The 26,174-nt window shown below is 50.0% G+C and carries 27 protein-coding genes, 1 other RNA gene and 1 pseudogene; 16 read left to right on the plus strand and 13 right to left on the minus strand.

Going from position 1 to position 26,174, the window contains the following annotated elements:
* A pseudogene (locus ACMHXH_RS02750) lies at nucleotides 1-150 on the plus strand (IS4 family transposase); the annotation flags it as partial.
* A 59-nt stretch (nucleotides 151-209) separates the two neighbouring features.
* Here ACMHXH_RS02750 and ACMHXH_RS02755 read toward each other — a convergent pair.
* Nucleotides 210-2,744 carry a penicillin-binding protein 1A gene (locus ACMHXH_RS02755; RefSeq protein ID WP_162207135.1) on the minus strand — a complete coding sequence of 845 codons (2,535 nt, stop codon included), beginning with the start codon at nucleotides 2,742-2,744 and terminating at the stop codon, nucleotides 210-212.
* Between the two features lie 182 nt (nucleotides 2,745-2,926).
* Here ACMHXH_RS02755 and ACMHXH_RS02760 point away from each other — a divergent pair, with 182 nt between their 5' ends.
* The 9 genes from ACMHXH_RS02760 (at nucleotide 2,927) to ACMHXH_RS02800 (ending at nucleotide 12,094) form a co-directional block, all read left to right on the plus strand.
* Complete coding sequence (locus tag ACMHXH_RS02760) at nucleotides 2,927-4,006, plus strand: pilus assembly protein PilM (protein ID WP_039035981.1); 1,080 nt, start codon at nucleotides 2,927-2,929, stop codon at nucleotides 4,004-4,006.
* Entirely contained in the window at nucleotides 3,994-4,581 is a 588-nt protein-coding gene (locus tag ACMHXH_RS02765; protein ID WP_039035982.1) for a PilN domain-containing protein, read from the plus strand. Before ACMHXH_RS02760 ends, ACMHXH_RS02765 begins: the two co-directional genes overlap by 13 nt.
* Nucleotides 4,578-5,198, plus strand: a complete 621-nt coding sequence (locus ACMHXH_RS02770) for a type 4a pilus biogenesis protein PilO (protein ID WP_039035983.1) — start codon at nucleotides 4,578-4,580, stop codon at nucleotides 5,196-5,198. Before ACMHXH_RS02765 ends, ACMHXH_RS02770 begins: the two co-directional genes overlap by 4 nt.
* Complete coding sequence (locus ACMHXH_RS02775) at nucleotides 5,195-5,713, plus strand: pilus assembly protein PilP (RefSeq protein WP_039035984.1); 519 nt, start codon at nucleotides 5,195-5,197, stop codon at nucleotides 5,711-5,713. The genes ACMHXH_RS02770 and ACMHXH_RS02775 overlap by 4 nt, the downstream gene beginning before the upstream one ends.
* A gap of 69 nt (nucleotides 5,714-5,782) precedes the next feature.
* A complete protein-coding gene (locus tag ACMHXH_RS02780; RefSeq protein WP_373297555.1) occupies nucleotides 5,783-7,789 on the plus strand; it encodes a type IV pilus secretin PilQ in 2,007 nt (668 codons plus the stop codon).
* 330 nt (nucleotides 7,790-8,119) lie between these two features.
* Nucleotides 8,120-8,635, plus strand: coding sequence for a shikimate kinase AroK (gene aroK, locus ACMHXH_RS02785; protein WP_025011596.1), 516 nt, complete (start codon nucleotides 8,120-8,122; stop codon nucleotides 8,633-8,635).
* A gap of 8 nt (nucleotides 8,636-8,643) precedes the next feature.
* Nucleotides 8,644-9,720 (plus strand): 3-dehydroquinate synthase, encoded by a 1,077-nt coding sequence (gene aroB, locus ACMHXH_RS02790; RefSeq protein WP_101095889.1) that lies wholly within the window; start codon nucleotides 8,644-8,646, stop codon nucleotides 9,718-9,720.
* 16 nt (nucleotides 9,721-9,736) lie between these two features.
* The gene (locus ACMHXH_RS02795) at nucleotides 9,737-11,206 is read left to right on the plus strand and encodes an AAA family ATPase (RefSeq protein WP_234555934.1); all 1,470 of its coding nucleotides are present in this window, start codon (nucleotides 9,737-9,739) and stop codon (nucleotides 11,204-11,206) included.
* 48 nt (nucleotides 11,207-11,254) lie between these two features.
* On the plus strand, nucleotides 11,255-12,094 hold the full coding sequence (locus ACMHXH_RS02800; protein WP_039035988.1) for a Dam family site-specific DNA-(adenine-N6)-methyltransferase: 840 nt from the start codon (nucleotides 11,255-11,257) through the stop codon (nucleotides 12,092-12,094).
* Nucleotides 12,095-12,115: 21 nt separating this feature from the next.
* Here the strand turns inward: ACMHXH_RS02800 and ACMHXH_RS02805 are convergent, their stop codons facing one another.
* Together ACMHXH_RS02805 and ACMHXH_RS02810 are read right to left on the minus strand one after the other, a co-directional pair.
* Nucleotides 12,116-12,304, minus strand: a complete 189-nt coding sequence (locus tag ACMHXH_RS02805) for a DUF2970 domain-containing protein (protein ID WP_071475629.1) — start codon at nucleotides 12,302-12,304, stop codon at nucleotides 12,116-12,118.
* Complete coding sequence (locus ACMHXH_RS02810) at nucleotides 12,305-12,655, minus strand: hypothetical protein (RefSeq protein ID WP_039035990.1); 351 nt, start codon at nucleotides 12,653-12,655, stop codon at nucleotides 12,305-12,307.
* A gap of 192 nt (nucleotides 12,656-12,847) precedes the next feature.
* On the opposite strand from ACMHXH_RS02810, the gene rpe reads away from it, so the two are divergent.
* From rpe to trpS, 3 genes are read left to right on the plus strand one after another with little or no spacing between them, the layout of a single operon-like run.
* Complete coding sequence (rpe, locus tag ACMHXH_RS02815) at nucleotides 12,848-13,516, plus strand: ribulose-phosphate 3-epimerase (protein ID WP_413737575.1); 669 nt, start codon at nucleotides 12,848-12,850, stop codon at nucleotides 13,514-13,516.
* A gap of 3 nt (nucleotides 13,517-13,519) precedes the next feature.
* A complete protein-coding gene (locus ACMHXH_RS02820; protein WP_413737577.1) occupies nucleotides 13,520-14,206 on the plus strand; it encodes a phosphoglycolate phosphatase in 687 nt (228 codons plus the stop codon).
* A gap of 8 nt (nucleotides 14,207-14,214) precedes the next feature.
* Nucleotides 14,215-15,219, plus strand: coding sequence for a tryptophan--tRNA ligase (gene trpS / locus ACMHXH_RS02825; RefSeq protein ID WP_025011602.1), 1,005 nt, complete (start codon nucleotides 14,215-14,217; stop codon nucleotides 15,217-15,219).
* 57 nt (nucleotides 15,220-15,276) lie between these two features.
* Here the strand turns inward: trpS and ACMHXH_RS02830 are convergent, their stop codons facing one another.
* Nucleotides 15,277-16,167 (minus strand): LysR substrate-binding domain-containing protein, encoded by an 891-nt coding sequence (locus ACMHXH_RS02830; RefSeq protein ID WP_144362085.1) that lies wholly within the window; start codon nucleotides 16,165-16,167, stop codon nucleotides 15,277-15,279.
* 122 nt (nucleotides 16,168-16,289) lie between these two features.
* Between ACMHXH_RS02830 and ACMHXH_RS02835 the strand changes: the two genes are divergently transcribed.
* Complete coding sequence (locus tag ACMHXH_RS02835) at nucleotides 16,290-17,165, plus strand: DMT family transporter (RefSeq protein ID WP_039035994.1); 876 nt, start codon at nucleotides 16,290-16,292, stop codon at nucleotides 17,163-17,165.
* 35 nt (nucleotides 17,166-17,200) lie between these two features.
* On the opposite strand, the gene ACMHXH_RS02840 is transcribed toward ACMHXH_RS02835, so the two are convergent.
* From ACMHXH_RS02840 to ACMHXH_RS02855, 4 genes are all read right to left on the minus strand, one after another.
* A complete protein-coding gene (locus ACMHXH_RS02840; protein ID WP_101057319.1) occupies nucleotides 17,201-17,770 on the minus strand; it encodes a BON domain-containing protein in 570 nt (189 codons plus the stop codon).
* Nucleotides 17,767-18,360, minus strand: coding sequence for a phosphoheptose isomerase (locus tag ACMHXH_RS02845; protein WP_039035996.1), 594 nt, complete (start codon nucleotides 18,358-18,360; stop codon nucleotides 17,767-17,769). The genes ACMHXH_RS02840 and ACMHXH_RS02845 overlap by 4 nt, the downstream gene beginning before the upstream one ends.
* Nucleotides 18,361-18,456: 96 nt before the next feature.
* Complete coding sequence (locus ACMHXH_RS02850) at nucleotides 18,457-18,783, minus strand: YraN family protein (protein ID WP_101057317.1); 327 nt, start codon at nucleotides 18,781-18,783, stop codon at nucleotides 18,457-18,459.
* Nucleotides 18,784-18,791: 8 nt separating this feature from the next.
* Complete coding sequence (locus tag ACMHXH_RS02855) at nucleotides 18,792-20,621, minus strand: penicillin-binding protein activator (RefSeq protein ID WP_208166683.1); 1,830 nt, start codon at nucleotides 20,619-20,621, stop codon at nucleotides 18,792-18,794.
* Nucleotides 20,622-20,709: 88 nt separating this feature from the next.
* Between ACMHXH_RS02855 and rsmI the strand changes: the two genes are divergently transcribed.
* Nucleotides 20,710-21,552, plus strand: a complete 843-nt coding sequence (gene rsmI / locus ACMHXH_RS02860; RefSeq protein WP_028780979.1) for a 16S rRNA (cytidine(1402)-2'-O)-methyltransferase — start codon at nucleotides 20,710-20,712, stop codon at nucleotides 21,550-21,552.
* Nucleotides 21,553-21,596: 44 nt separating this feature from the next.
* Nucleotides 21,597-21,966: RNase P RNA component class A (gene rnpB / locus ACMHXH_RS02865), an RNA gene on the plus strand.
* A 724-nt stretch (nucleotides 21,967-22,690) separates the two neighbouring features.
* On the opposite strand, the gene ACMHXH_RS02870 is transcribed toward rnpB, so the two are convergent.
* The 5 genes from ACMHXH_RS02870 to ACMHXH_RS02890 all read right to left on the minus strand — a co-directional run bounded on the left by ACMHXH_RS02870 (nucleotide 22,691) and on the right by ACMHXH_RS02890 (nucleotide 25,663).
* Nucleotides 22,691-22,915 carry a DUF1496 domain-containing protein gene (locus tag ACMHXH_RS02870; protein ID WP_412509988.1) on the minus strand — a complete coding sequence of 75 codons (225 nt, stop codon included), beginning with the start codon at nucleotides 22,913-22,915 and terminating at the stop codon, nucleotides 22,691-22,693.
* 4 nt (nucleotides 22,916-22,919) lie between these two features.
* The gene (locus tag ACMHXH_RS02875; protein WP_226565729.1) at nucleotides 22,920-23,060 is read right to left on the minus strand and encodes a DUF1496 domain-containing protein; all 141 of its coding nucleotides are present in this window, start codon (nucleotides 23,058-23,060) and stop codon (nucleotides 22,920-22,922) included.
* Between the two features lie 492 nt (nucleotides 23,061-23,552).
* A complete protein-coding gene (locus ACMHXH_RS02880; RefSeq protein ID WP_152608477.1) occupies nucleotides 23,553-23,945 on the minus strand; it encodes a hypothetical protein in 393 nt (130 codons plus the stop codon).
* A 106-nt stretch (nucleotides 23,946-24,051) separates the two neighbouring features.
* Nucleotides 24,052-24,189: a class IIb bacteriocin, lactobin A/cerein 7B family gene (locus tag ACMHXH_RS02885; RefSeq protein WP_160289603.1), complete on the minus strand. Its 138-nt coding sequence runs from the start codon at nucleotides 24,187-24,189 to the stop codon at nucleotides 24,052-24,054.
* Between the two features lie 226 nt (nucleotides 24,190-24,415).
* Entirely contained in the window at nucleotides 24,416-25,663 is a 1,248-nt protein-coding gene (locus ACMHXH_RS02890) for an HlyD family secretion protein (protein WP_233963004.1), read from the minus strand.
* Between the last annotated feature and the right edge of the window lie 511 nt (nucleotides 25,664-26,174).

Below are 26,174 nucleotides of genomic sequence, written 5' to 3' on the forward strand. Positions count from 1 at the left end.
AATGTCCCGAGAGATGTCTTGGACATAGTGCGTAATGCGAGGCAGTTCAAGCTTGATGGGAAACGCGATAGAGCCTATCCACGTGCGTTAAAAATGAGTAAAAACAAGTATCCCATTAAGCCTAAGAAAAATGCCGTTCACACTAAGTGAACGGCATTACGCCAATCGGCGCGTTTTTTAATGTTTAACAGGCGGTGTTAAACAGACAGTTACTGGAACAGCTCTTCCGGCGGTGTTTCGATAAAGATGTCACTGTCATCTTCGGCGCCGGTGGCGTATTCCTTGGGTTCTGTACCCTGAATAAAGTACTCGAAGTCGCTGGTGTAGTCTGTCTTACGCGACAGCTTGCCGCTGTCTAAATCAATACGCACCGAAACGATTCCAGCCGGTGGAATGCTGGGTTCTTCCGGCGTTCCTTCCAGGGCATCGCGCATAAACTCGTTCCAGCCTGGGCCCGCGGTCTTGGCACCGGATTCGGCCCCTGAAATCTGATCTTTGGCGCCGCTGGCATTCCAGGCGGTACGTCCCAGCTCACGGCCATGGTCATCGAAGCCGACCCAGACAGTGGTGGCAAGCTTAGGATTGTAGCCACTGAACCAGGTGTCCCGCGATTCGTTGGTTGTTCCCGTTTTACCGGCTATGTCATGGCGTTTGACCACTCTGGCGGCGCGCCAGGCGGTACCGTTCCAGCCAGTGCCCTTGCTCCAGTTACCGCCACCCCAGATAACACTCTTGAGGGCATCGGTGATTAGGAATGCGGTCTGCTCGCTGATCACCTGCTTGGCGTGACGGGCGCTAGGGCTGTCACAGCTGAAAGGATCTTCCTGAACCAGGGGCTGCAGCGGCTCTTGCATAGTCAAATCGGTTATGGCGTTATCCGTCATATCCTCTTCAGCCTTAAGCGGCGCGTCACAAGCCAGAGCCGGATGAGCCTGTTCAAGGATTTCGCCTTGGGCATTCAGGATCCGTTTGATGAAGTATGGTTCAACCAGATAACCCCCGTTGGCGAAGGTTGAGAAGGCTGTGACCACCTGCAAAGGTGTGGCTGATGGCGAACCCAGCGCCAGAGATTCGTTGTGGTTGAGCTCTTTGGCATCGAAACCAAACTGTACCAGCTTGTCGATGGCGGCATCCAGCCCAACATAGCGTAGGGTTCTTACCGACATCACGTTGATAGACTGTGCCAGCCCCAGACGCAGCCTGGTGGGGCCGCCGTATACGTCGGGTGAGTTCTTGGGACGCCAAGCCGTACCTTGGCTGAGATCCGGTTTGTTGATAGGCGCGTTGTTGATCAGTGTCGCCAGGGTATAGCCTTTCTCCAGCGCTGCGGCATATAGGAAAGGTTTTATGTTGGAGCCCAACTGACGCTTGGCCTGAGTCACCCGGTTGTACTGGCTCTGACTGAAGCTGTAACCACCGACCAGTGCCTGAATTGCACCATCTTTAGGATCTATCGAGACAATGGCGCTGGCAACCTGAGGCACCTGAGCCAGTTGCCAGATATCGCCGTTGTGACGTACCCAAATCTGTTCGCCCACTTTCAGGAATTGTTCGGCTTTCTTCGGTGGTGCGCTTTGGCGTTTGTCACTGATAAATTTGCGGGCCCATTTGAGGCCATCCCAAGGCAGAGTGAGCTTTTCTCCTGAAGCGAGCAGTACTTCAGCTTGTTGTTCTTCTACCTTCAATACGGCAGCAGGCCTGAGCTCTTGAATGGGCATGGTTTTCTTAAGAGTGGCAATCAACTCGCTCTCATCAGGTTGCTTGTCTGTCCAGAGAACCGCTTCCGGGCCTCGATAGCCATGGCGTTCATCATAGGCGTAGACATTGTTGCGCAGTGCCTTTTGGGCTTTTAACTGCAGTGAGGAGTCTATGCTGGTGTAGACATCGTATCCTCCGGTATAGGCTTCCTCTTCACCGTATTTTTGTACCATATAATCCCTGGCCATCTCTGAAATATAGGGGGCATAGAGATCGATTTCGGCACCATGGTATTTGGCGGTAATAGGTTGGGCGCTGGCCTCGTTGTATTCACTCTGGGTGATGTAGCCGACCTCCAGCATACGGTTGAGCACCAGATTACGACGAGTCAAAGCTCGGCTGGGGGAGGTGATAGGGTTGAGTGTTGAGGGCGCTTTCGGCAAGCCGGCGATAACTGCCATTTCAGCAAGCGTCAAGTCTTTGACTTCCTTGCCATAATATACTTGAGCCGCGGCGCCAACCCCGTAGGCCCGCTGTCCAAGATAGATACGGTTGACATAGAGCTCCAGAATTTCATCTTTGGTCAGCAGCTGCTCTATGTGGATAGAGATAAATATCTCTTTGACTTTACGAATAATTGTCTTGTCTCGGGTCAGGAAGAAGTTCCTGGCCACCTGCATGGTAATGGTACTGGCGCCCTGCTTTTTTTCGCCGGTGGCCAACATAACCAGTGCGGCCCGAGCTACCCCTATGGGGTCGACGCCTTTGTGCTCATAAAAACGTGAATCTTCGGTTGCCAGAAAGGCTTGCAGTAATGGTTTGGGCACATCGGCCAATTCCAACGGGATCCTGCGCTTTTCACCGAATTGTGAGATCAGCTTGCCATCACTGGAATAAACCCTCAGTGGTGTTTGCAGTTGCACTGTCTTGAGTGTGGCGACATCCGGGAGTTCGGGCAGGACGTAGAAGTAGGCTCCAACGATAGCTGCAACCCCCAAAAGGGCCAGGCTGAATAGAGCTATGAGTATACGTTTTAACCACTTCACGAGATTATTCCAAAACTTGCTGCGGGCACAATAGTATATAAGGCGTTTTGTGCAGGGTGAAGCAAAAAGGCAGCGTCAAAAAATTAGCCGTTGTAATGTACTCAAACATTTTATACAAAGAGGCGTAACAATTTGAAAATGTGCTACTCTAAAACCTAACAATAACAAAGTGACAAAGGACTATGCTTTCGAATCTATGGAAGCGTCAGGCTCCGCAAATGGTGGGTATTGACATCGGTTCTCACGAGGTCAAGGCAATCCTGCTGGGCAAGACAGGCGATGGTTATAAAATCCAGGCTTACGCCGCAGCTCCTGTTAAAAAAGGAGCCATCAATGATCATGATATTCGTGATCCTGAAGCCGTTATTGAAGCAATGAAACAGCTCAAGAGGCAATTGCCCAAAGCAACTAAATTTGCTTCTGTCGCTGTATCCGGATCAGCCGTAATGACTAAAGTCATCTACATGGATGCCTCTCTGAGTGAGGTGGAAATGGAGGCACAGATTGAGATTGAAGCGGATAACCTTATTCCCTATTCACTTGATGAAGTCAGTATTGATTTTGAAACACTGAGCGTTAACAAGACAGATCCCAGTAAAGTTGATGTTTTGCTCAGTGCTTGCCGAACCGAAAATATCGATGCCAGAATCGATGCGCTGGACAGTGTTGACCTTGAGCCCAAAGTCGTTGATGTAGAAGGTTATGCTTTAGGCCGTTCCCTTGAATTGGTCTTGGGACAGCTGCCGGACGGCGCTGCTGAACAGGTGGTCGCTTTAGTTGATATTGGTGCCAATATGACTACCTTCGCGGTAGTGGAAAAAGGGGAAACGGCCTTTATCCGCGAACAGGCGTTTGGTGGAGAACTCTTCACTCAATCTATATTGTCTTTTTACGGCATGTCTTATGAGCAGGCGGAAAAGGCCAAGATAGAAGGTGATCTACCTCGCAATTATATGTTTGAGGTGTTATCGCCATTCCAAACGCAATTATTGCAACAAATAAAACGCACGCTGCAAATATATTGCACTTCCAGTGGTAAAGATAAAGTCGATCATTTGGTGCTTTGTGGCGGTACTTCCAAATTAGAAGGTATGGCTAATCTTCTGACCAATGAATTAGGTGTTCATACAATAATTGCCGACCCCTTTCAGGGAAGTTTGCATGCAGACGATTCAGTAAAAAATGCCCTGCAACCCCATATCAGTAAATACATGGTGGCCTGCGGCCTGGCGCTGAGGAGTTATGGTCAATGGCGAACATAAATTTATTACCATGGCGCGAAGAAGCCAGGGAAAAACAGAAACGTGACTATATAGGGATTTTGGCTGCTGTTTTTATTGGCGCCGCGTTGTTGGTTTACATGGCACTGAACTTTATCGGTTTGATGACAGAAGATCAGCGGCAGCGAAATGCTTATCTTCAATCAGAAATTAGCTTGTTAGACAAGCAGATAGCTGAGATTACCAAGATCAAACAGCGCAAAAAGGATATTGAACGTCGCACCGAGATTATTCTTAATCTGCAACAGGCGCGTAATTTGCCTACCCATGTATTGGATGAGCTGGTACGGGTTATTCCGCCAGGCATCTATCTTTCCAGCATAGAAAAGAAAGGCAGTCTCATCTGGATCGAGGGGCGTAGTGAGTCCAATAACAATGTCGCCAACATGATGCGAAAAATTAAAGCATCAGAGTGGCTTCAGGACCCGAGTATGCAGTCGATAGTTTCTCAGCAGGAAGAACTCAGAGAGCTGCAACGCTTCAGTCTCAAGGTCAGTATCAAGGGAGCAAATCGGCTTGAGGGGACGGCACAGATGGCGAAAGGAGCGGGCAAATGAGTTTCGATTTGAGCCAGTTCAATGACCTGGACATGGAGAATATCGGCGCTTGGCCGACTCAGGTCAAGGCTGTGTTTGCCGGCTTGCTGGCAATTCTGGTGTTCGTTGGTGGCTATTATTTGTTTGTTTCAGATGCCATAGATATCTATCAGTCCGAGCAAGTTAAAGAGCAACAACTGCGTGATGATTTCAAGCAAAAGTATCTTTTGGCCGCTAACCTGAAATTATATCGAGAGCAGTTGGTGCAGATGGAAGCGCAATTTGCCGAATTGCTGAAGATGCTGCCATCTGAAAACGAAATGCCGGGTTTGCTTGATGACTTGACCTATGTGGCTACAGATGCCGGGTTGAAGATTCAGAGTCTGGATTGGGACGCAGAGATCCAGCGGGACTTCTATATTGAGTTTCCGATACGCATGGCCGTGACCGGCGATTATCACCAACTGGGTCACATGGTCGGCGGGGTTGCCAAGTTGCCACGGATTGTCAGTCTGCATGATTTTGTGATTAAGCGTGACCCATCAGGCATCTTGGCGATGGAGATCCTTGCCAAGACCTACAGATTTAAAGAAGGAACGGAATTACCGCCGGAGAAGGCTAAGGGGAAAGGTAAATGAAACGACTCATTACCCTGACCGCTGCGGTGCTATTGCTGAGTGGTTGTATTGGTGACAGAGCGGATCTTGAGGACTTTGTTACCAGCACCAAGGCCCAGCCGGTTGCTCCAATCCCGCCGCTGAAAGAGCCGCCTCAGTTTGAGCACTTTGATTATCAGGCCGATATGATGCGTAGCCCCTTTGTACCACCTTCCCGAGAACTGACGGAAGAGGTGATAGACACCACCAAAGACTGCCTGCAACCGGATCTCAAGCGTCGCAAGGGCCGCCTAGAAACCTATGCCCTGGATAATCTCAAGATGCGCGGCACCCTGAGCGAAGACAAGGTGGTTTGGGCCTTGGTGGAGACGACTGATGGCAATGTCTATCGCATGGGCGTCGGTGAGTATTTGGGACTTTATCATGGCCGGATAGCCAAAGTATCAGCACAGTATATCGATATCATTGAATTAGTACCGGACGGTTCCGGCTGCTGGACAGAGCGCAACAGCAGCCTGGAATTGACCGGAGAATAACAAGCGAAGGATGAGGGAATAATGGAATCTTCTGCCGCGAATATCACCCCAAAAAATGCAGCCAAATGGATGCAGTATATCCTGGGCAGCTTGCTCATCCTGGGGCTAAGTCCCTATGCTGATGCTGCCAACAAGCTGGTAGATGTTAAGTACCATGCCATTGTGGATCACCAACTGGAATTGGAGTTGGTGTTTGACAAGCCGATATCTGAGCCGGAAATCAATTTGAATGCCGATCCCGCCAGTATCCAATTGAACTTTAGCGACAGTATTTCTGCGCTGGAAAAAGCACAGATCCCTATTAACACTGCCGGGGTCGAGCAGCTGTCCAGCATGCAGGATGGCGATAAGTTGCAACTGGTTTTGGCACTGAAAAAAGTGAAACCTTATCAAGGTAAGGCCGTGGGGAACGTCTATCGTTTGACTGTCAATGATGAAGTCATGGATCCCCAGAGCAAGGCCAGCAGCCCGTTTGTTAATAGCATAAAAAATATCGACTTCCGCCGCTTGGGGGATAAGGGTGGTGAACTGCTGGTTGAGCTGCGTAATTCATCGGTTGCCGCCAATGTTGAGCAGGTCGGTTCCAGGCTGGAGCTGAAGTTGTACAACACAGATATTCCATCTGACATGCTTTATGTTATGGATGTGCAAGACTTTGCCACCCCGGTGAAGAGCTTTGAGACCTTCAAAGAAGAGCTGACCAGTCGGATTCTGATCGATATCAAGGGCGACTACGAATACAACTACAAACAAGACGGTAATATGTTCACCTTGGCGATGACCGAGGTTGAGCGTGCAGTTCAGATGGAGACGGAGAAGAAATACTCGGGCAAGACTCTATCACTCAACTTCCAGAATATTTCAGTCAGAACCGTGCTGCAGATCATTGCCGATTACAACGACTTCAACCTGGTGACCAGTGATACAGTCGAAGGTAGTATCACCCTGAGATTGGATGACGTACCTTGGGATCAGGCGCTGGATCTTATCCTGCAGACCAAGGGGTTGGATAAGCGAATCGAAGGTAATATTCTGATGGTTGCGCCGGCTGAGGAGCTTGCCATACGTGAAGAAAACCAGCTCAAGAACAAGAAAAAAGTCTCTGAAGAGTTGGCGCCACTTTACTCGGAATATTTGCAGGTGAACTATGCCAAGGCCACCGAGATTGCCAGCTTGTTAAGGGGAGAAGGATCAAGCCTATTGTCCAAACGCGGCACAGTTGCCGTGGACGAAAGAACCAATACTCTGCTGGTTAAAGACACGGCCGATATTCTGGAAAACGTGCACAAGCTGATAGAAGTGCTGGACGTGCCTATTCGTCAGGTGTTGATTGAAAGCCGAATGGTTACGGTTAAGGATGATGTTGCTGAGGATTTGGGTATCCGTTGGGGGATCACAGATCAACAGGGCAATAAAGGCACCTCGGGTAGTCTGGAAGGCGCTCAGGACATTACCAACGGCACCATTCCATCCATAGGCGACCGTCTCAATGTGAACCTGCCGGCGGCTCCTAGCAATGCTGCCAGCATAGCTTTCCATGTTGCCAAACTGGCCGACGGTACTGTCTTGGATTTGGAATTGAGTGCGCTGGAGCAGGAAAACAAGGGTGAAATTATCGCCAGCCCCAGAATTACCACCTCAAATCAGAAAGCCGCTTATATTGAGCAGGGTGTCGAGATCCCTTATGTGGAATCGGCTTCCAGTGGCGCGGCTACAGTACAGTTCAAGAAAGCGGTATTGTCACTGCGGGTAACACCACAAATTACCCCGGATAACCGTGTGATACTGGATTTGGAAATCACTCAGGATTCTCAAGGTAAGATAGTACAGACGCCGCTGGGAGAAGCTGTTTCCATCGATACCCAGCGCATAGGTACCCAAGTGCTGGTGGACAATGGTGAAACCATAGTGCTGGGGGGGATCTATCAGCAGAACTTGATCAGTCGGGTCAGCAAGGTGCCTGTTTTGGGGGATATTCCCCTGGTTGGTTTCCTGTTCCGCAATACTTCGGACAAGAATGAGCGCCAGGAGCTGCTGATCTTCGTAACGCCCAAGATAGTGACTGAGGAAATCTAGGGAAGGTGCGAAAAAGTCCTCGTGGCGTTCTCTTTTGTAGTGCGTCGCTTGCAACGCAATTGGCGTTCACGGCATCTGATTGAAGCCATGAGGGGGTCTACTTAAGTTTTTCCAAACCTGTAAAACTTCAACCAAAGCCAGTGCCAGTCGCTGGCTTTGATGTTTGGGCGCGGGGAAATTTGGCTTTAATAGTCGGCATTACTTGCCTTGAATGTCCTTAAGCTGAGATAATCCCCGGTCAAGTCTCATAAGAGCAAGGTAACAAATCCCGTCGATTTGATAGTAAGTCGACATTCGGCAAACTTTTCATAAGATTCAGACGTACAAGAAATGGCTGAAAAACGTAATATTTTTCTGGTAGGCCCTATGGGCGCAGGCAAGAGCACCATAGGTCGTCATCTGGCACAAATGCTGCACTTGGAATTCCACGATTCAGATCAAGAGATTGAAAATCGCACCGGCGCTGACATTGCCTGGGTATTTGACGTTGAAGGCGAAGAAGGTTTCCGTCGCCGCGAGGCTCAGGTGATTTCCGATCTGACCGAGAAACAAGGCATAGTTCTGGCTACTGGTGGTGGCTCAGTTCAAAGCAAAGATATCCGCAACTTCCTCTCTGCCCGCGGTATCGTGGTGTATTTGGAAACCACTATTGATAAACAAGTGGCCCGCACTCAGCGCGACAAGCGTCGCCCCTTGCTGCAGGTCGATAACCCTCGTGAAGTGTTGGAAGCACTGGCAGACGTGCGTAATCCTCTCTATGAGGAAATCGCTGATGTTATCGTCAAGACAGACGAGCAAAGCGCCAAAGTGGTGGCCAATCAAATCATTGAACAATTAGGTTTCTAGGACGCAAGATGCAACAGATCCGGGTTGATTTAGGTGAACGTAGTTATCCTATCTTCATTGGCCAGGGTCTGTTGGCCCAGAGCGATTGCCTGACGGCGAGCATCTTGGGTAAAAAGGTCCTCATTGTCTCCAATGACACAGTAGCTCCCCTGTATCTGCAATCCTTGCAGCGCCTTCTGCTGCCTGCGGCTCAGGTTTTTGCTCATATTTTACCCGACGGTGAGCAATACAAGACACTGGCACAGCTCGATAGCGTATTTACGGCTTTGCTTGAGCATAACTGCGGTCGTGATGTGGTGCTGGTGGCACTCGGCGGTGGAGTTATTGGTGATATGGTCGGCTTTGCTGCCGCCTGTTATCAGCGGGGGGTGGATTTTATCCAGATCCCCACTACGCTCCTGTCTCAGGTCGACTCATCCGTAGGTGGCAAGACGGCAGTCAATCATCCGCTGGGCAAGAACATGATAGGCGCTTTCTATCAACCCAAACTTGTGTTGATAGATACCCTGTGTCTGAAGACCCTGCCGGCGCGTGAATTTGCTGCCGGTATGGCTGAAGTGATCAAATACGGCATCATTTGGGATGCTGATTTTTTCCTGTGGCTCGAGAACAATGTCGAGTCACTCAAGTCGCAGCAGCCAGAGGCGTTGGCTTATGCCATACGTCGCTGCTGTGAGATAAAAGCCGAAGTGGTTGCCGAAGATGAGACAGAGCAAGGTGTTCGTGCCCTGTTGAATCTGGGGCATACCTTTGGTCATGCCATCGAGGCCGAAATGGGCTATGGCAATTGGCTTCATGGTGAAGCGGTTGCCGCTGGCACAGTCCTTGCTGCACAAACTGCAAAAGCCATGGAACTGATTGACGAGTCAATTCTCTGTCGCATCAGTGCGCTGCTACAGGCATTTGACTTACCGATAACTGCACCAGAGTCCATGGATTTTGAAAGCTTTATCAAACACATGCGGCGTGACAAAAAAGTTTTGGCTGGGCAAATTCGCTTGGTTTTGCCCACTGATATGGGGCAGGCCGGTATTTTTGCTCAAGTGCCGGAATCCCTACTCGAACAGGTGATCTGCCGCGCTTGAACCTTGATGGGTGACAATGGTGGCAACCGAAGAACTTCTCCTGCCTTCGCAAGAGGCACTGTTACAAAGACTGCAGCATCTGGCCTGTTACGGTCAGCAGCTGGTTTTGTTGCAGGGGCAGGTTGGAGCCGGTAAGACACGGCTGTTGACCGCCTTGGCCAATGTGCTCGATGAGCATAATCTGGCGTTGGTCAGTTGTCCTCAACATGCGGATGCCGCCGAAATAAGGCGCAAGTTGCTGATCCAACTACTGCCCGACCCCCTGTTTGACGACGAACAGCCGCTGGCCGACACCCTGCTGCGTTATCTCGGTGAGATGCGCAAGCCTATCCACATACTGATCGACGATGCCGACAACATGCCGCTGGTGCTCTGGGCCGAGTGTTTGTTGCTGACTCAGCTGCAAGCCAGAGGTGAACCTATCACGCTGACCTGTTCGGTTTCTCCGGAATTTGCCGAGCAGTTACAGCTACAATTGCCTAAAGCACAGAAACAGCAGGTATTGCCGGTTAAGCTTGAGCCGCTTTCTCTGGCCGAGCGTGAGGGGCTGTATCAAACTTTGTTGACTCGCAGCGCAGTACACACCTTTACGCCGCGGGCTATAGTGGTTAAGCAGTTGGAGCGGCAGCAGGGCACACCGGCCGAGGTTTTGGCATTGTTGGAGCTGGCATTGAATGGTGAGCCGCCGAGGCCAAGAGTATTCCCGTGGAAGACCTTACTGATGTCGAGCCTTGCTGTGCTGAGTTGTTTGGCATTGCTCTCCTGGTATCTGTTGCGTTCGACCGAGCCTCTGCCCGAGCTGACCAAGTCTGCCTTGGTACTGGAACATAGGACAAGTCCCTTAAGCCAGTTTGCCGAGCGTTGGCTCGATATTGAATCGGAACCGGCCTCGAAAGTTCTCAGCTCGGCTCCTGTATATGTTCGTCTTGAACAACCACGAAGCCAGAGCCTTGTTTCACCAGCGATTGACTCGCAGCAAGACCCGAAATCAGCTCAGAAAACCGTGCCCCAAGCGGATAGTCAGTCGACCCCTGAGTCGGAAACTGGTTCTGAACTGCTCAGCGATGCCAAGGCGGCGCTGGATGTGGAAACCGCTCCTGTTACCCAAAAGCCGCAGGTCAAAGAGGCTGCCTCTATGAATAATGAAGCGCAGGAAATTCAAGCTCAATCTGAGCTTGAACAAGAGCCTAGTGCCGGAGTGCTACCGACACAAGGTTACACCTTGCAATTGGTAAGTCTGAAACGCGAGTCTTCACTGACGGCATTTATGATTAAGCTGAAAAAAGTGAAAAATGTCAGAGTGGCCAAACATAAGGATTGGTGGGTGGTATTGGTAGGGGAATATGCCAGCAAGCAAGAAGCCATCGAAGCCGGTAAGGTATTGCAACTGTCTTTGGATCTGCCTCAACCTTTGATTAAGTCCTGGCAATCACTGCAACACTATCGCTTACAAGCTGGCCTAAGTAACAGTGAAATTTCATCTTAAACCGAGTACAATCCTCACTTTCGTTTTTCCGGGCACCAATCAATTTTAATGAAGAAAAAACAAAGAGCCTTTCTCAAGTGGGCCGGTGGTAAATTTAAACTGGTTGATGCCCTGATTCAGCACTTGCCCAAGGGCGAGCGCCTGGTTGAACCCTTTGTCGGTGCCGGTTCTGTGTTCCTCAACACAGATTACCCCAGTTACCTGCTGTGCGATATCAATCGTGATCTGATCGATCTCTATTCCATCATTCAGACTCGTCCGGAAGCATACATAGGGGCGGCGGCCGAGTTGTTTGTGCCGCAGATGAACGACAAAGAGCAATACTATCTGATCCGAGATAAATTCAACCGTAGTCGCGATCCCTTCGATAGAGCTATCTATTTTCTCTATCTCAATCGTTTTGGTTTTAATGGCTTATGTCGTTACAACCGTAAAGGCTCATTCAATGTGCCCTTCGGTTCCTACAAGAAGCCGTATTTTCCCGAGAAGGAAATACGCGGCTTTGCCGCCAAGGCACAAAATGCCGAGTTTCGCTGTATTGGCTACGAGCAGGCGTTTGCTCTGGCCCAAAGCGGTGATGTGATTTATTGCGATCCGCCATACGCCCCCCTATCGACCACCGCCAGCTTTACTACTTATGTTGGGGCCGGCTTTTCGTTGGATGACCAGGCGCTGCTGGCCAGGCACTCTCGTCATACCGCTATTGAGCGTGGTATTCCAGTGCTTATCAGCAACCATGATATTCCGCTGACCCGTGAGCTGTACCATGGTTCAAGAATGGAAACGATTCAGGTACAGCGCAATATCAGCCAGAAGGGCAGCAGCAGAACCAAGGTGAATGAGCTGATGGCTTTGTACGACGAAACCTATCACAACGAGAACGACTGAAAGTCATCTTTGCCAAAGTAATCAGGCGAGTACTTGATTTACCAGCAGCAATAGTCCAACCACCAAGAGTGCTGCCAGCAACACGCCTGTGATGATATAAGGGAGAGGTGAGGAATTGGCGCTGAAGTCCCTGGCACGATTGGACTCACTCTGCACGCCGAAGAAGGCCGCCAGCGTACTGTAAAGGTAACGCCAGTAGCGGCCAAACATTTAAAAACCGTTGTTGGAATTTGCCGGGGCGATATCGTCAACCGGTTTGCGTTGATGGCCGTGCAGTAACTCCAGTAAGTCGACAAAATGGAACTGGCCCGAACGACTCTTGCCGCTGAACCAGCCCCCCCAGCTCAAGTCATCTTCCTGAGTCGCACAGCGATTATTGGGATGGCTGGAAGGCAGATTGGGATTGTAGTCGTGTTCCTGGCTGTAGCTGCAGGCCAGATTGTTCGCGGAAGAACCCAGGCTTTGGAAGCCAACAGCAGTCGCTCCCACCACGCCAGCGGCGGCAGCGAGTATGACTGCTGACTTGATGCTGTGTGTGAAAACCTGCGGTTTCTGGTTCATCCTGTTCCATTCCCAAATGTGACGTTGGTCGATTATAACAAAGCCGTTGATAAATTGAACAGCTTTTTACCAAGTAACAACCTTATTCCAACTTATGATGCTTTTCAACGGCAGAAATGGGCGCCAGGCTATAGAGCCCGAGCGCCTTGGCGGGTAAAATAGGCGACTTCTTAAACATCCTGTGAGATTGCTATGCGCCCATATCTTATTGCTCCTTCCATTCTGTCTGCCGATTTCGCCCGCCTGGGTGATGATGTTAAAGCCGTATTGGACGCGGGGGCCGACGTGGTTCACTTCGATGTGATGGACAACCATTATGTACCTAACCTGACCATAGGCCCCATGGTCTGCAAAGCTTTGCGTGACTATGGTATTACCGCCGAAATCGATGTGCACCTGATGGTGAAGCCGGTCGACCGCATAGTGCCTGATTTTGCCAAGGCGGGGGCTTCTACTATCACTTTCCATCCGGAAGCCAGCGAGCATGTGGACCGCACAGTGCAACTCATCCGTGACCACGGCTGTAAGGCCGGCTTGGTATTCAACCCTGCCACGCCATTGCACTACCTGGACTATGTGATGGATAAGCTGGATGTGATTTTGTTGATGTCGGTTAACCCTGGGTTTGGTGGTCAGTCATTTATTCCATCGACACTGGATAAACTGGCCGAAGTACGCCGCCGTATCGATGAGAGTGGCCGCGATATCCGCCTGGAGGTCGACGGGGGCGTTAAGGTGGACAATATAGCCGAAATTGCCGCCGCCGGTGCCGACATGTTTGTTGCCGGTTCAGCCATCTTTAGCCAGCCTGACTATAAGGCGGTTATCGACCAAATGCGCAGTGAACTGGCGGGAGTGTAAGTTATGATCGCAAGCAGTATCAGCGCGATCGCCTTTGATCTGGATGGCACTCTGGTTGACAGTGTGCCGGACTTGGCCGCCGCGACCCAAGCGACGCTTGCCGATCTGGGGCTTAGAAGTTGCACTGAAGATCAGGTACGCAGCTGGGTTGGCAACGGCACAGAAATGTTGATGCGCCGCGCGCTGACCTTTAGCCTGGGGGCTGAACCGGATGCCTCTGTCATGGCCGAAGCCATGCCGGTATTTATGAAGCATTATGAAGCTTGCCTTGAGCGTTACAGCAAGCTGTATCCCGGGGTTGAGTCTGTGCTTAGAACCCTGCAGCAAAGAGGTTTTAAGTTGGCGGTGGTCACCAACAAGCCTTATCGCTTTACTATCCCTTTATTGCAGGCTTTTGGTATTGAGTTATTTTTCAGTGAAATTCTCGGCGGCGATTCTCTCACTAAGATGAAACCGGATCCCTTACCGCTGACTCATCTGCTGGAGAAATGGCAGTTGCAGCCTCAGCAGATGTTGATGGTGGGTGATTCCCGTAACGACGTTCTGGCGGCGAAAGCTGCAGGTATTGCCTCAATCGGCTTGACCTATGGCTACAACTACGGTGAAGATATTGGGCTTTGCGGCCCAGATGCCGTATGCGATCATTTTGAGCAAATTTTGGCGCATTTACCGCCACAGCAATCGGAGTAATGAAATTCATGAGCAGTCCCAAACCCATAGTATTGAGCGGTGCCCAGCCCTCAGGCGAGTTGACCATAGGTAACTACATGGGTGCCCTGCGTCAGTGGGTAGCCATGCAGGACAGCCATGATTGCCTCTATTGTGTGGTGGATCTGCATGCCATCACTGTGCGTCAGGATCCCAATGCCTTGCGTGAAGCTTGCCTGGACACATTGGCGCTGTACCTTGCTTGTGGTGTTGATCCCAAGAAGAGTACAGTATTCATTCAGTCACAGGTGCCGCAGCACACTCAACTGGGGTGGGTACTGAACTGTTATACCCAGATGGGTGAGCTGAGCCGCATGACTCAGTTTAAGGATAAGTCGCAAAAGCACGCCAACAATATCAACGTCGGGTTGTTTGGTTATCCTGTGCTGATGGCGGCCGATATCCTGCTGTACCAGGCCAATGAGATCCCTGTCGGTCAGGATCAGAAACAGCATCTGGAGTTGACCCGGGATATCGCCACCCGTTTCAACAACGCCTATGGTGACACCTTCACAGTGCCTGAGCCTTTTATCCCTGAGCTGGGTGCCAAGGTGATGTCGCTGCAGGATCCCACCAAGAAGATGTCCAAGTCAGATGACAACCGCAACAATGTCATCGGCCTGCTGGAAGATCCCAAGGCGGTGATGAAAAAGCTGAAAAAGGCGATGACCGACAGTGATGAGCCACCTGTGGTGCGCTTCGACATAGATAACAAGCCTGGGGTTTCCAATCTGCTGAGCCTGATGTCCGGGGTGACAGGCCAGAGCATAGCCGAACTGGAAGCCGAGTTTGAAGGCAAGATGTATGGCCATTTGAAAGTGGCTGCCGGTGAAGCCGTGGTTGGTATGTTGGAGCCGCTGCAACAACGCTTCCGTGAGTTTCGCGAAGACAGAGCCTTCCTGGAGTCTGTGATGAAGCAGGGTGCCGAAAAGGCCCAGGCCCGCGCCGAAGTCACAGTGAAGAAAGTCTATGAGAAGATAGGCTTGCTGGTGTAATTCCGCCAATCTTGAGAGCCGACCTACAAGGTCGGCTTTTTTGTGGCTGCGTGCGAATTACTGTGGTTGTGGCTGGCTTGCCATCAACATCAGCCAATCGGCAAACGCTGCTATCGCCGGTTCTCTGAGGCGCCGCTCTTTACAGCAAAAAGTGAATTCAAATCCTGTGTGCACATCCGGCAGTTCAGCTTCTATCAAACGGCCGCTGGCAATATCATCCTCCACCATAAAGTCTGACGCCAGTGCTATGCCTTGACCGGCAATAGCTGCTTCTATGGCCATTAACACATGGCTGAAAATATGCTGCCTGTGATTGGGGGTCAGAGTGACACCGTTGGCCTCGGCCCAGCGGTTCCAGTCCAGTCCCAGTGGCCCTTCATCCACGGTCAACAGTGGATACTGCTGCAGACTCTGAATCGTTATTTGTCCGGCTCTGGGGGGCAATTGCGGGCTACAAACTGGAATAAGCCGTTCCTTGTGTAGCACAGTCTGCCAGTATCCCCGTCGTTTGAGACCACCGCTGATAAAGAGATCGGCTACACTGTCGCTGAGCTCGGGATCTTGGGCCACCATCTCCAACCTTATCTGTACCTCGGGGTGACGGCGGCGAAAGTCGCTGAGTCTGGGGATCAACCATTTGACCGCAAAAGAGCTGTAAACCGCCAGTTTCAGCTCACGATTGGGCTCGCCGAACAAACGGCCAAGGTCAGCCAGTTCGTTGAATATTCGCTCCAATTCGCCATAGAGGATCTCCCCCTTGGGTGACAGTTTAAGGCTGCGCCCCTGGCGCAGAAACAGAGGCTCGTCAAAGTGTTCCTCCAATATCCTGACCTGATGGGATACGGCGCTCTGGGTGATACAAAGCTCTTCGGCGGCGCGGGAAAAATGGCTCTGGCGTGCTGCCGCTTCGAACACCTGCAGCGCTCTCAAGGGGGGAAGTTTTCGCATTGGCGACTCTGTTTTGATATTTAGTATGAATTTAATTCATTTATACGTAAAAAACATCATTTCAATTTGGTTTTTAACCCGGATATGATGCCGCCGATTGAGAGTCGTTCAGGGTAACCAAGATGCAGAGAACCGTAGCTATCGGTTTGATTTTATTGACCGTAGGAAATCTCTTTAGCGCATTTTATGATGTGTCGGTCAAATGGTTACCGGATGATGCCAATGCGGCGACCTTTCTGCTGGTGCGCCAGATAACGGCGGTACTCATGTTGTTGCCTTTGTGGATCAAGGCCGGTCGTCCGGGCACCTCTCATTTTAAGCTCCACCTTTGGCGTGCCAACACAGGAGCTGTTGGCGCGCTCTTTTTGATTATTGGCCTGATGGCGCTGCCCTTGGCGACTGTCAGCTCGCTATTCTATTCGGCGCCCCTGATGATCATGGTGCTCGGCGCTGTATTTCTGAAGGAACAGATCACGCCGCTGCAGTGGGGAGTTGCCGCACTGGGATTTGTCGGTATCTTGTTGATCCTAAAGCCTAGTGAACTGGAACTTGCCGGTATCGCGGTGTTGGTTTCTGCCTTTACCTTCTCCTTGAACCAGATGAGTTTGCGAAAGCTGCCCGGTACCGAAGCCGCCAGTCTGACTTTGCTCTGTTACAACTTGCTGAGTCTGCCGCTGACTCTGCTGGTGGCATTGTCGCAGCAACTGGCCGGGCTCAGTTGGCAACTGCTCGGGGTGGCGTTGTTATCCAATGCTTTCCTGCTGGCGTATCACTGGTTCTGTGTTCTGGCTTATCGCAGGGCCAAGGCCAGTGAAATTGCCGTGGCTGAATACAGCGGACTGATCTTTATTGTCTTCCTGGGTTGGCTGCTGTTCGATGAGTGGCTGGATACCCTGAGTTGGATTGGGGCTGCGTTGGTGGTGCTGCCAACCTTGTGCCTGCCCGCCATCGCCAAGCTGATGAAAACCCGTGAACTGAAAGCACAAGAGCCGGTATAACCGGCTCTTGTTTGCATAGAAGAGGGATTTGGCTGTTAAGGGGTGACGTAGTCGAACACCTTGATCACCTTACGTACCCCTGCGGTATTGCGGGCAATTTCCACTGCCAGATCGGCTTGCTCTCGCTCGACCAAGCCCAGCAGAAAGACTTCACCATTCTCAGTGATCACCTTGATCTTGGTGACATCCAGATTCTTGTCGTTGAGCATCCGTCCCTTGACCTTGGTGGTGATCCAGGTGTCGTTGCTGCGGGTGGTAAAGGATGTCGGGTTACCAATACGGATCTGATTGTGGATCTTGCCACCCAACTGTAGTTCTTTGACCAGCCGAATCGCCTTGTCTCTAAGCATGGAGTTGGGCGCCTGACCTATCATCAGTACATTGCCGTTCATACTGACGCCGGTGATATTGGTTTGATTCTTCAGATCCTCTTCCGCTCCCAGTACGCTGGAGATACTAAAATCGGCATTGGTATCATCCAACTGGGTCTTGAGCGAGCGCTCATCGTTGACCACCATGGCGCCGCCGACTGCACCCACCATTACGGCTCCGGCACAGCCGGTCAAACTGGTAAGCAGTAGACACAGGGGCAGCAGACGTCTCATTGATGCTCGTCCTGCGGGAACAGGGTACGGTCAATGTTGTCACACAGGCAGTGGATAACCAGCAGGTGTACTTCCTGAATACGCGCCGTGACATTGGAGGGGACGCGGATCTCCACATCATTGGTGCTCAGCAATCCGGCCATGGCACCGCCATCTTTACCCGTGAGCGCAACTATGGTCATATCCCGGCTCAGTGCAGCTTCCATCGCTTTAATGACGTTGCCCGAATTGCCGCTGGTGGAAATGGCCAGCAGTATGTCACCGGGTTGGCCCAGTGCCAGGATCTGCTTGGAAAACACTTCGTCATAGCTGTAATCGTTGGCGATGGCTGTCAGGGTTGAGGTGTCTGTTGTCAGAGCTATGGCCGGCAGCGGTGGACGCTCCACTTCGTAGCGGTTCAGCAGCTCGGCGGAAAAGTGTTGGGCATCACCGGCACTGCCGCCGTTACCGCAGGCAAGGATCTTATTGCCACCCAACAGACATTGCACCATCATTTCTGCGGCCTTGGAGATGGACTCAGGCAGCGCCTCTGCGGCGTCAATCTTGGTCTGAATCGACTCGGTGAAGCTGTCTTTGATACGTTCTAACATGGATAAGTCCTTCACTATCAAGTGTTGCTATCATGCCATAGGCCGGTGGCTTTTTTCAGGCATAAAAGTGTAAATTTGTTTTGGATTAAGCGTTTACTAAAAAGCGTCTTGCAGCCATTTCACCTTGCCGCCATCAATGGCCAGTAGATCGAAGCGACATGGAGCATTGATCCTGTGTTGCTGCAGATACTGACTGGCGGCCTTGCGAAGCCTGGCAATTTGGGCCTGGCTCAATGACTGCAAAGCGCCACCGAATCGGCTGGGTGAGCGGTATTTTACCTCAACAAACACCCATTGGCTGCCCTGTTTCATCACCAAGTCCAGTTCGCCGAAACTGTAGCGCACATTCTGTTCGACAAAGGTCAGGCCCTGTTGTTCCAGATAGCGGCGAGCCAGACGCTCGCCTTCCTGTCCCAGATCCATAAGCCGCCTTACAGTGGCCGCAAAACGCCGCGCTGGTATTTGGCCCAGCTGAGCTGACGATCGATCACGCCATCCGGGCTCACCGTCAGTTGGCCGCTGCGGCCACTGTACTGGTATCCGGGGAAGGCATGCATCTGGGCCAGACGATTGACCAGCTGCAGGGCATCATAGCCCATCACATACAGGCGTTTTTGGGCATTGCCCCAGGTGGGCCACAACTTGTTGACCGCTTCGGTTTCTTCACTGGCCTGCAGCAACCAGGGGATATCACTGATGGTGATATTGTTCAGTTCAATCGCGGTTTGTTTGGCGTTGTCTTCCTGACGGGCGCGGCTACTGGTATACAGCGGCACTTGCTCGGCAAAGACACTGAAGTTGACATCGATAAAGGGTTTCAGCAGCGGTAAGTCCTGAATCCCCGAGATCATATAGATGGCATCGATATCGGTACGGGAGCGGAAGTCGGCCTTCACCTTGCTGCCCAGCAGTGCCTTAATGGCCTGGATCCTCGCCTTGCTGTCAGTCACGCCAAGGGCTTCTTCCACGGTTTCGCGCATCTTGTCACCGTTATCATAGAAGTGAACCTCGGCATCACTGTCGGTCAGCTCCATCCAGGTCTGCTTAAAGCTCTGGGCCATACGTTGGCCTACGGCATCATTGCTGGCCAGCAGCAGTGGCACCTGTATGCCATCCTGATACATGCGTCTGGCGGCATCGCTGGCTTCCTGAGTGGGAGACAGGGCGAAGTAGTACTTATTCTGTTGCGGTTGCAGCTTATCTATTTGATTGAGAAACAGTTGCGGCGGCGTGCTTGCCCCGGCAGCTTGCTGGGCCGCCATCACCTGTTCCACTTCGTTTTGCAGCAGCGGGCCGATCACAAATTCGGCGCCGCTCTGCAGCGCTTGCTGGTAGGCCTTGTCGGCACCTTGGGCCGTGTCGAAGAAGTTGAGGCTGACATTGCTGTCCGGGTCGCTCAGATAACTGGCCAGTATGCCCTGACGAACAGTGTTGGCGACTCCGGCTCTTGGGCCCGAAAGTGGCAGCAGCACGGCGATATTGCTGGGTCTGTATGGCTTGGCACTGAGCGCCAGCTGCAGATCCGAAGGCAACTGCACCGCCGCTGGATGATAAGGATTACGTTTCTGCCAATCACTCAACTGGCGGATCAGGCTTGAGGGATCCACCGCGTAGTGTTTGGCCAGATAAGCCAGCTGCAGCCAGCCGGTAAATACGGCATCGCTCTCTTGAGCGGCAAAACTCTGCAGGGTTTCTTCCTGCAGTGGCTTGAGCAATTGCCAGATTTCGTCGTTAACCTCGCCGGTCGCCTTTACCGGCAGATACTGACTGAGCTTACTCAGCTCACGCACTTGCTCCACGGGTTGCTGGTTGGCAGCAAATAGTCGGGCACGGGCCTGGTGATAACTGGCCCATTGCCAATCGGCCAGTTGCCAATTACCGGGGTAATTCAGGGTGCTCAGGGCCTCGGCGTTTTTGCCGGTCAGTTCTTGCAGACGGGCGCTGAGAAAACGGTGCTCGGCCTGGATTTCATCCACCGGGCTTAGCCCGGCCTGCATTGAACGCAGAATATCTGCAGCGGCATCTGTATCACCTTGCTTGAGGTAAGCATTGGCGGCCAACAGCAGGTAACGCTCGCGGTTTTCCTTGCTGGGCGCCTTGGCGGCAAATGCCAAATACTCGGCTGGGGCTTGCGGGGCACTGACCAGAGAAACGACGGCCAGCTGATCTTTGTCTGCCGATGGCGTGCTGCCACAGCCCCACAGGCTGGCAAGCAAAATCGCAGCAGAAATGTATTTAACTCTATTCAGGCTTTTTAACACAGGGCTTCACTCTGGTAAGATGCTGGCTCTAGTTTAACCTTCTATTGTGCCTGACGAAAGTCTCGGCACTTTCATCTCCGAGGTAGTTATGGACCTGTCGGTCGCGCTGTATATAGTTCCCACTCCCATAGGCAACCTGGGGGACTTGAGCCCCAGGGCTCTGGAAGTACTGAATCAGGTGGCGTTGATCGCCTGTGAAGACACTCGCCACAGCGGTAAATTGCTGAGTCACTTCGGCATAGACACCCGCACGACAGCGCTGCATGACCACAATGAACGTGCCCGGGCGCAGTGGATTGTCGAACGCCTCGGCGAAGGTGAAGCCATAGCGCTGATCAGCGATGCCGGTACGCCGCTGATTTCCGATCCCGGCTATCACCTGGTATCCCATGTGCGCGCCGCCGGTTATCCGGTGATCCCGCTGCCAGGCCCCTGCGCCGCCATTGCCGCGCTGTCGGCATCTGGCTTGCCCTCGGATCGTTTCTCGTTTGAAGGCTTTTTGCCGGCCAAAGACAAAGGGCGCCAGGATAAACTGCTGGCGCTTAGGGAAGACCCGCGCACCCTGATTTTCTATGAGTCTCCCCACAGAATTCTGCCCAGCCTCAAGTCGCTGGTGGAGGTCCTGGGGCCGGATAGACAGATGGTGATGGCGCGGGAACTGACCAAGACCTTTGAAACCTTCCTCTGCGGCACCACGGCCGAAGTGCTGGCGCAGGTAGAAGCCGATGCCAACCAGCAGCGCGGTGAAATCGTGCTTATGCTGCACGGTTTTGTCAGTGAAGAAGCAGACGAAACGCCCGCCGCGGCGCTGGATACCCTCAAACTACTCTGTGATGAATTACCGCTGAAGAAGGCGGCCGCCATTGCGGCACAGATCCATGGGTTGAAGAAAAACGCTCTCTATAAAAAAGGGCTGGAGCTGGGCTGGTAAGGAAATGCCTTGGTGTGAGGCTCGCTATGGGCTATAATCCGCGCCGAGTTGGCCGGGCAGTCGCTGCGTTCGCAAGAACGGGGAGGAAAGTCCGGGCTCCATAGAGCAGGGTGCCAGATAACGTCTGGGCGGCGTGAGCCGACGACCAGTGCAACAGAGAGTAGACCGCCTGCCTTCGGGCCGGTAAGGGTGAAAGGGTGCGGTAAGAGCGCACCGCGCGGCTGGTAACAGTTCGCGGCACGGTAAACTCCACCCGGAGCAAGATCAAATAGGGTTCCACTATTCTTCGGAATTAATGCGTGGCTCGCGTTGGAACCGGGTAGATTGCTTGAGCCTGTGAGCGATTGCAGGCCTAGAGGAATGACTGCCGCTCCTTCGGGAGAACAGGACCCGGCTTATAGGCCAACTCACCTATTCTGTAAGTGGATGTTCTGTATGGTGTTTTTAGCTTTGTTATCAATTTTTGCTACAAAGTGTGGTACATCATGCAGTACATCCAGTTACGCAAAACTACCTATCATTTCGCTATAAAATCCCCCTGAGATTTCGTGCGTATCATCCTTGCGGTGAGATTCGTCGTGCCCTAAAGACAGATTGCTACAGTGTGGCTGTGGCATTGGTTGCAGCGAAATTTCCTGTCAGATTAACTCGCGACTAATACAAATAAGTGTCGCTAGAACCAACAACTCATACAGAATTGAATCCACCATTCAAAATAAAATTACCCTTTATAAATACTTCCACAATTATTACAGGAAACATAAACTTCATTTACCTCAACACCAATTATTGACCAAGAAATAATGTTTGTCGCTTCCAAAATAAGATTTTTCGGAGTACGTAAAACCCTAATTGAGTTAGAGCCACACTTTGGGCATCTAGCTTTGATTGGATTTTTCTTCATAATATAGGTGCCCACCATCAATATAGATGTCCGCCATAGAAAGTCCATGGCGGACCGTAAATTAAACCATCTCGACTTCAATGGTTGGTAGCATTGGTAGCAATGTTGTTTGTGTACCAAATAAATTAGCTAGCCAATGGAACCCGCCTGACACATTTTCAGTTTCATGTATAGTTAATTTGTGCATAACGTATTCCTTGTGTTGGAATTAAGAAGCATATTTAATACTATGTGCTAAATCTTGCTCCAAATAAGCTGGTCATTAGCCTTGCTTTTAACACATGCCATTACCTGTTCTAGCTGCTTAAGCCTAGAGCCTAGTGAGTACTCTTTCGATTCATAGTAACAATACTTCGTTTCATCTACTTTTTTATGGCTAACACTAGCAGACTTTAATGTCTCACAGTCACCTGCAAATGTAGATATAGGCATTAGAACCAATATTAATAATACTTTCATGAACTTAACCCCATGAGCCGTCTGATTGACATGTTAACACTTCTCCAGCCTGTTCTAACTTTGAACCGGTACTATACTCTTGACCAGCATATAAACAATTACCACCATTCACTTGTTCAATCTCATTGACAGTTAATTCTTTCATAATGCATTCCTTACATTAAACTACTAAGTTGTGTTTGCTTGATGGGCTCATCAAGCGCCCTTTCAAAGGCATGGTCGGCCGCAAAACCTTGACTGTGCCTTTGACTTAAGCAGCTTTCCATTGAAGTTAACCCAAACTGCCTAAGTACCAAGTTACGCTCCTTGCTGCTGTATAGATTCGGGTGTATGAAGTTGTCCTATGTGCATCACCAATACCCTATCTGTCTGTTTAATAGTTTTAGGGCGGTGTGCAATGATGATCCTGGTCATGGCAAGTTGATTTATTTGCTCGCGTATTCATTCATAGTGGCCACAGAATATTCGTGTTAGAAAAAGCTGTTGATATGTTCATGTGATAAACTTACAAAACTTACAAAACTTACAGTTATTAGCATCACTAAGATTGAACTGCAATTATCAGAGAAACAGTGCTATTAATGACTCCACTTAAAATATGGCTGCTTTAATAATAACTATTTAAACACCATGAGCCCTAACGTTTGATGTCGAAGCGGATAATAGTTGCTAATGCCAGTAAAATCAGTATTACACCTTCCACTATCTCTCCTTTGATAAAAAGCCAAAATCCCATGGTAAAGAAGGCGACTTCTGATAAAAAAATAATTTTAAAGAGTATGTTTGCGTCTTTCCAACTCAAGGATAATTTAATCCATCTAAAATAATCTAGACAGGTGTGTAAATCCAACTTGGTTTCTTCTGCACCTTTCAGATGGAAAACCCTAAAATCGATAGAAAACCATTTCTTAGTTGCTTGAACCTTAAAGTCAGTACCTTCATGCGAAAAATTGAAATTCTCTACAATTTTTCGTTCAGGAAGATCAGTATTTTCTCTATAAATTAATTTATCTCCGTAATAAATGTGCAATCCACAAAACCAGTTATTAACCAGGTTGTAGCATTTTCCTTCAAAATAGTACTTGTAGAACATAGTCAATAAGGCGCGAATATAGCCGCGCCCCTCCAAATATTACTTAGTGGATAGCCTTAGCTGCTTTATAAACTCTATATGACAAATACAGAGATTTTGCCATGTGAGCGCCAGCCATAACAGCAAGAGGTGCTATCCCACCATTCACCTGCACTAACTCGTCCATTTTTAATTCTTGCATAATACTTTTCCTTAACATGGATATTATGAGTGCTTGAAGCTTTCATCGGGTGACATTTCTTTCAAAATGTCTTCGAGCGTCTTTCAAAGATATGGCCGGCTGCGAAACCTTTGCCCTACCTTTTAGCCTGTTCGCCGATTAGTCACACTGCTACAGTGGACTCTGCTACATTTAAGGCAGCGTCAAACAAGCTAAATTCTACCAAGCTTATTTCACAAAGAGTCATTTAACCCACCCTGCCTTTGAGGTTATAGATGGGATCCAATAGCCAATCCGACAGCGAGCGTTTATCCAAAATAATGTCCGCTTCCAGCAACATCCCGGGCTTTAGCGCAAACTCTTCGCCGTAAGCATTAATGTTTTGCTGAGACAAGGTGGTTTGCACCCGGTAAACCGGTTCATCAAGCTGCACTGGTATATCCGCCTCGCCCTGCAATAGTAAAGATTTATCTATCCGCGACACAGTAGCTGCCAGAAAACCAAATCTCTGGTACGGGAATGCATCAAATCTGAGTCTCGCTTCATCTCTTAGCTTGACGAAACCCGCCGAACGTGTCGGAAGTAACAGCTCAGCTACCAACTGCGCACCCTCAGGAATGATGCTAAGGAGCGGCCTATTCGTCGGTAAGAACTCCCCTTCTTTTACCGCAATGGATGTCACCACCCCTGCTTCTTTGGCGATAATACTGAACTCATAGCCATTTTGGGTTTCATCAACCTGCCGCTGCACATCGGTTTTACGCCTGGCTATATCGGCAAGCCTCAATTCTGTTTGATGGGGGTGACTAGCGACCTCTGCCTTGGCTTCATTTAACTGAGCGCTAATATTAACTATGTTAGACTTGTTGGATTCCATTTCCTGTGCAATTTGCAATAATTTTTGCTGCTGAGATTGATGTTCTGTTTCCGATAAATAACCATTGCTGTATATTTTATTGAAACGCTCAAACTCTTGTTGTTGTAACTTGTGTTTTTTATCAAGCAGTAACTGTTGGCGCTCAAGAACCTTTTCAGTCTCGGTCAAATCCAGAACCTTCTGCTTAAGCCGCTGCAAATCTAGTTTAGCCACCAAAACAGTATTTTTCTCATCTTGCTCAAGTAAGGATAATTGCGACTTTAACCCTGAAAGCAAGGTTTCACTCAGGTCAATCCCATTTAACTGTGGTCTTGATAATAAAACTTTAGCGATTAATTCTCCTTTCTGAACCTTCGAACCTCCTTTTACATAAATACTTTCAATAGTACCAGAGCGACTGGAATAAACTTTTATAACACCTGAACTAGGCACTAAAAAACCTTGCACCGTCTCTTTACGAGAATACTCAGAAAGGAATAGAAATGAAATGCAAGTTGATACAGTGAAGAGAAGAGGAAAAACGATAAGATACACGGATATATGTTGAGCTAGGGATATACTCCCCAGTAACCTCTTGCTGGAATAATCAAGTGCTTCTTTTCTAAAGAGTCCGTTCATTTAATAGTTCCATTTTTGGTTATTAAATCTGAACATCAAAGAGTTTTGAACGTACGTCAGAATAATCACGTATCAGATAAATTGTCAAATTAAATATTCAATAAACATCAACTGGTCATACCTTGCGGGTGGTGTAGCTTGTTTACCGAATGGGTGGATATTAAAAACCTTGGCTTTACCGAACAAGTGAATATTTAATTAACCGTCACTAAACTGGTAAAGTTAATAATTAATATCAAAACACATCAGAGTATAGTTAATTACAGTGTCAATTTGATGTTGTTTTTCTAAATCAAGAATTTATAAAGACGTTTTGAACAGGTCGTTGAACGAATAACAACTGCCTTAAGGTATTGTTCGGTTTCGTCACCATCATCCCTTAATGCATACCTAAACCCAGAATTTTGTTTATTGCCGATGTTGGTCGAGCTCAACATTGAGGGCCGCTTCAGTAAGCTGTTTAATGAGTGGGGTGAGAATACCATCTTTGCCGGTCAGGTCTTTACCTGCA

Origin of the sequence: Shewanella sp. BJSY2023SW001 (genome assembly GCF_047314685.1) — a bacterium.
Taxonomy (GTDB): domain Bacteria; phylum Pseudomonadota; class Gammaproteobacteria; order Enterobacterales; family Shewanellaceae; genus Shewanella; species Shewanella indica.

Coding starts and splice junctions, on each gene's coding strand:
- ACMHXH_RS02760 (WP_039035981.1), top strand. CDS start 2,927: ATGCTTTCGAATCTATGGAAGCGTCAGGCTCCGCAAATGGTGGGTATT.
- ACMHXH_RS02765 (WP_039035982.1), top strand. CDS start 3,994: ATGGCGAACATAAATTTATTACCATGGCGCGAAGAAGCCAGGGAAAAA.
- ACMHXH_RS02770 (WP_039035983.1), top strand. CDS start 4,578: ATGAGTTTCGATTTGAGCCAGTTCAATGACCTGGACATGGAGAATATC.
- ACMHXH_RS02775 (WP_039035984.1), top strand. CDS start 5,195: ATGAAACGACTCATTACCCTGACCGCTGCGGTGCTATTGCTGAGTGGT.
- ACMHXH_RS02780 (WP_373297555.1), top strand. CDS start 5,783: ATGCAGTATATCCTGGGCAGCTTGCTCATCCTGGGGCTAAGTCCCTAT.
- aroK (WP_025011596.1), top strand. CDS start 8,120: ATGGCTGAAAAACGTAATATTTTTCTGGTAGGCCCTATGGGCGCAGGC.
- aroB (WP_101095889.1), top strand. CDS start 8,644: ATGCAACAGATCCGGGTTGATTTAGGTGAACGTAGTTATCCTATCTTC.
- ACMHXH_RS02795 (WP_234555934.1), top strand. CDS start 9,737: ATGGTGGCAACCGAAGAACTTCTCCTGCCTTCGCAAGAGGCACTGTTA.
- ACMHXH_RS02800 (WP_039035988.1), top strand. CDS start 11,255: ATGAAGAAAAAACAAAGAGCCTTTCTCAAGTGGGCCGGTGGTAAATTT.
- ACMHXH_RS02805 (WP_071475629.1), bottom strand. CDS start 12,304: ATGTTTGGCCGCTACTGGCGTTACCTTTACAGTACGCTGGCGGCCTTC.
- ACMHXH_RS02810 (WP_039035990.1), bottom strand. CDS start 12,655: ATGAACCAGAAACCGCAGGTTTTCACACACAGCATCAAGTCAGCAGTC.
- rpe (WP_413737575.1), top strand. CDS start 12,848: ATGCGCCCATATCTTATTGCTCCTTCCATTCTGTCTGCCGATTTCGCC.
- ACMHXH_RS02820 (WP_413737577.1), top strand. CDS start 13,520: ATGATCGCAAGCAGTATCAGCGCGATCGCCTTTGATCTGGATGGCACT.
- trpS (WP_025011602.1), top strand. CDS start 14,215: ATGAGCAGTCCCAAACCCATAGTATTGAGCGGTGCCCAGCCCTCAGGC.
- ACMHXH_RS02830 (WP_144362085.1), bottom strand. CDS start 16,167: ATGCGAAAACTTCCCCCCTTGAGAGCGCTGCAGGTGTTCGAAGCGGCA.
- ACMHXH_RS02835 (WP_039035994.1), top strand. CDS start 16,290: ATGCAGAGAACCGTAGCTATCGGTTTGATTTTATTGACCGTAGGAAAT.
- ACMHXH_RS02840 (WP_101057319.1), bottom strand. CDS start 17,770: ATGAGACGTCTGCTGCCCCTGTGTCTACTGCTTACCAGTTTGACCGGC.
- ACMHXH_RS02845 (WP_039035996.1), bottom strand. CDS start 18,360: ATGTTAGAACGTATCAAAGACAGCTTCACCGAGTCGATTCAGACCAAG.
- ACMHXH_RS02850 (WP_101057317.1), bottom strand. CDS start 18,783: ATGGATCTGGGACAGGAAGGCGAGCGTCTGGCTCGCCGCTATCTGGAA.
- rsmI (WP_028780979.1), top strand. CDS start 20,710: ATGGACCTGTCGGTCGCGCTGTATATAGTTCCCACTCCCATAGGCAAC.
- ACMHXH_RS02870 (WP_412509988.1), bottom strand. CDS start 22,915: ATGAAAGTATTATTAATATTGGTTCTAATGCCTATATCTACATTTGCA.
- ACMHXH_RS02875 (WP_226565729.1), bottom strand. CDS start 23,060: ATGAAAGAATTAACTGTCAATGAGATTGAACAAGTGAATGGTGGTAAT.
- ACMHXH_RS02885 (WP_160289603.1), bottom strand. CDS start 24,189: ATGCAAGAATTAAAAATGGACGAGTTAGTGCAGGTGAATGGTGGGATA.
- ACMHXH_RS02890 (WP_233963004.1), bottom strand. CDS start 25,663: ATGAACGGACTCTTTAGAAAAGAAGCACTTGATTATTCCAGCAAGAGG.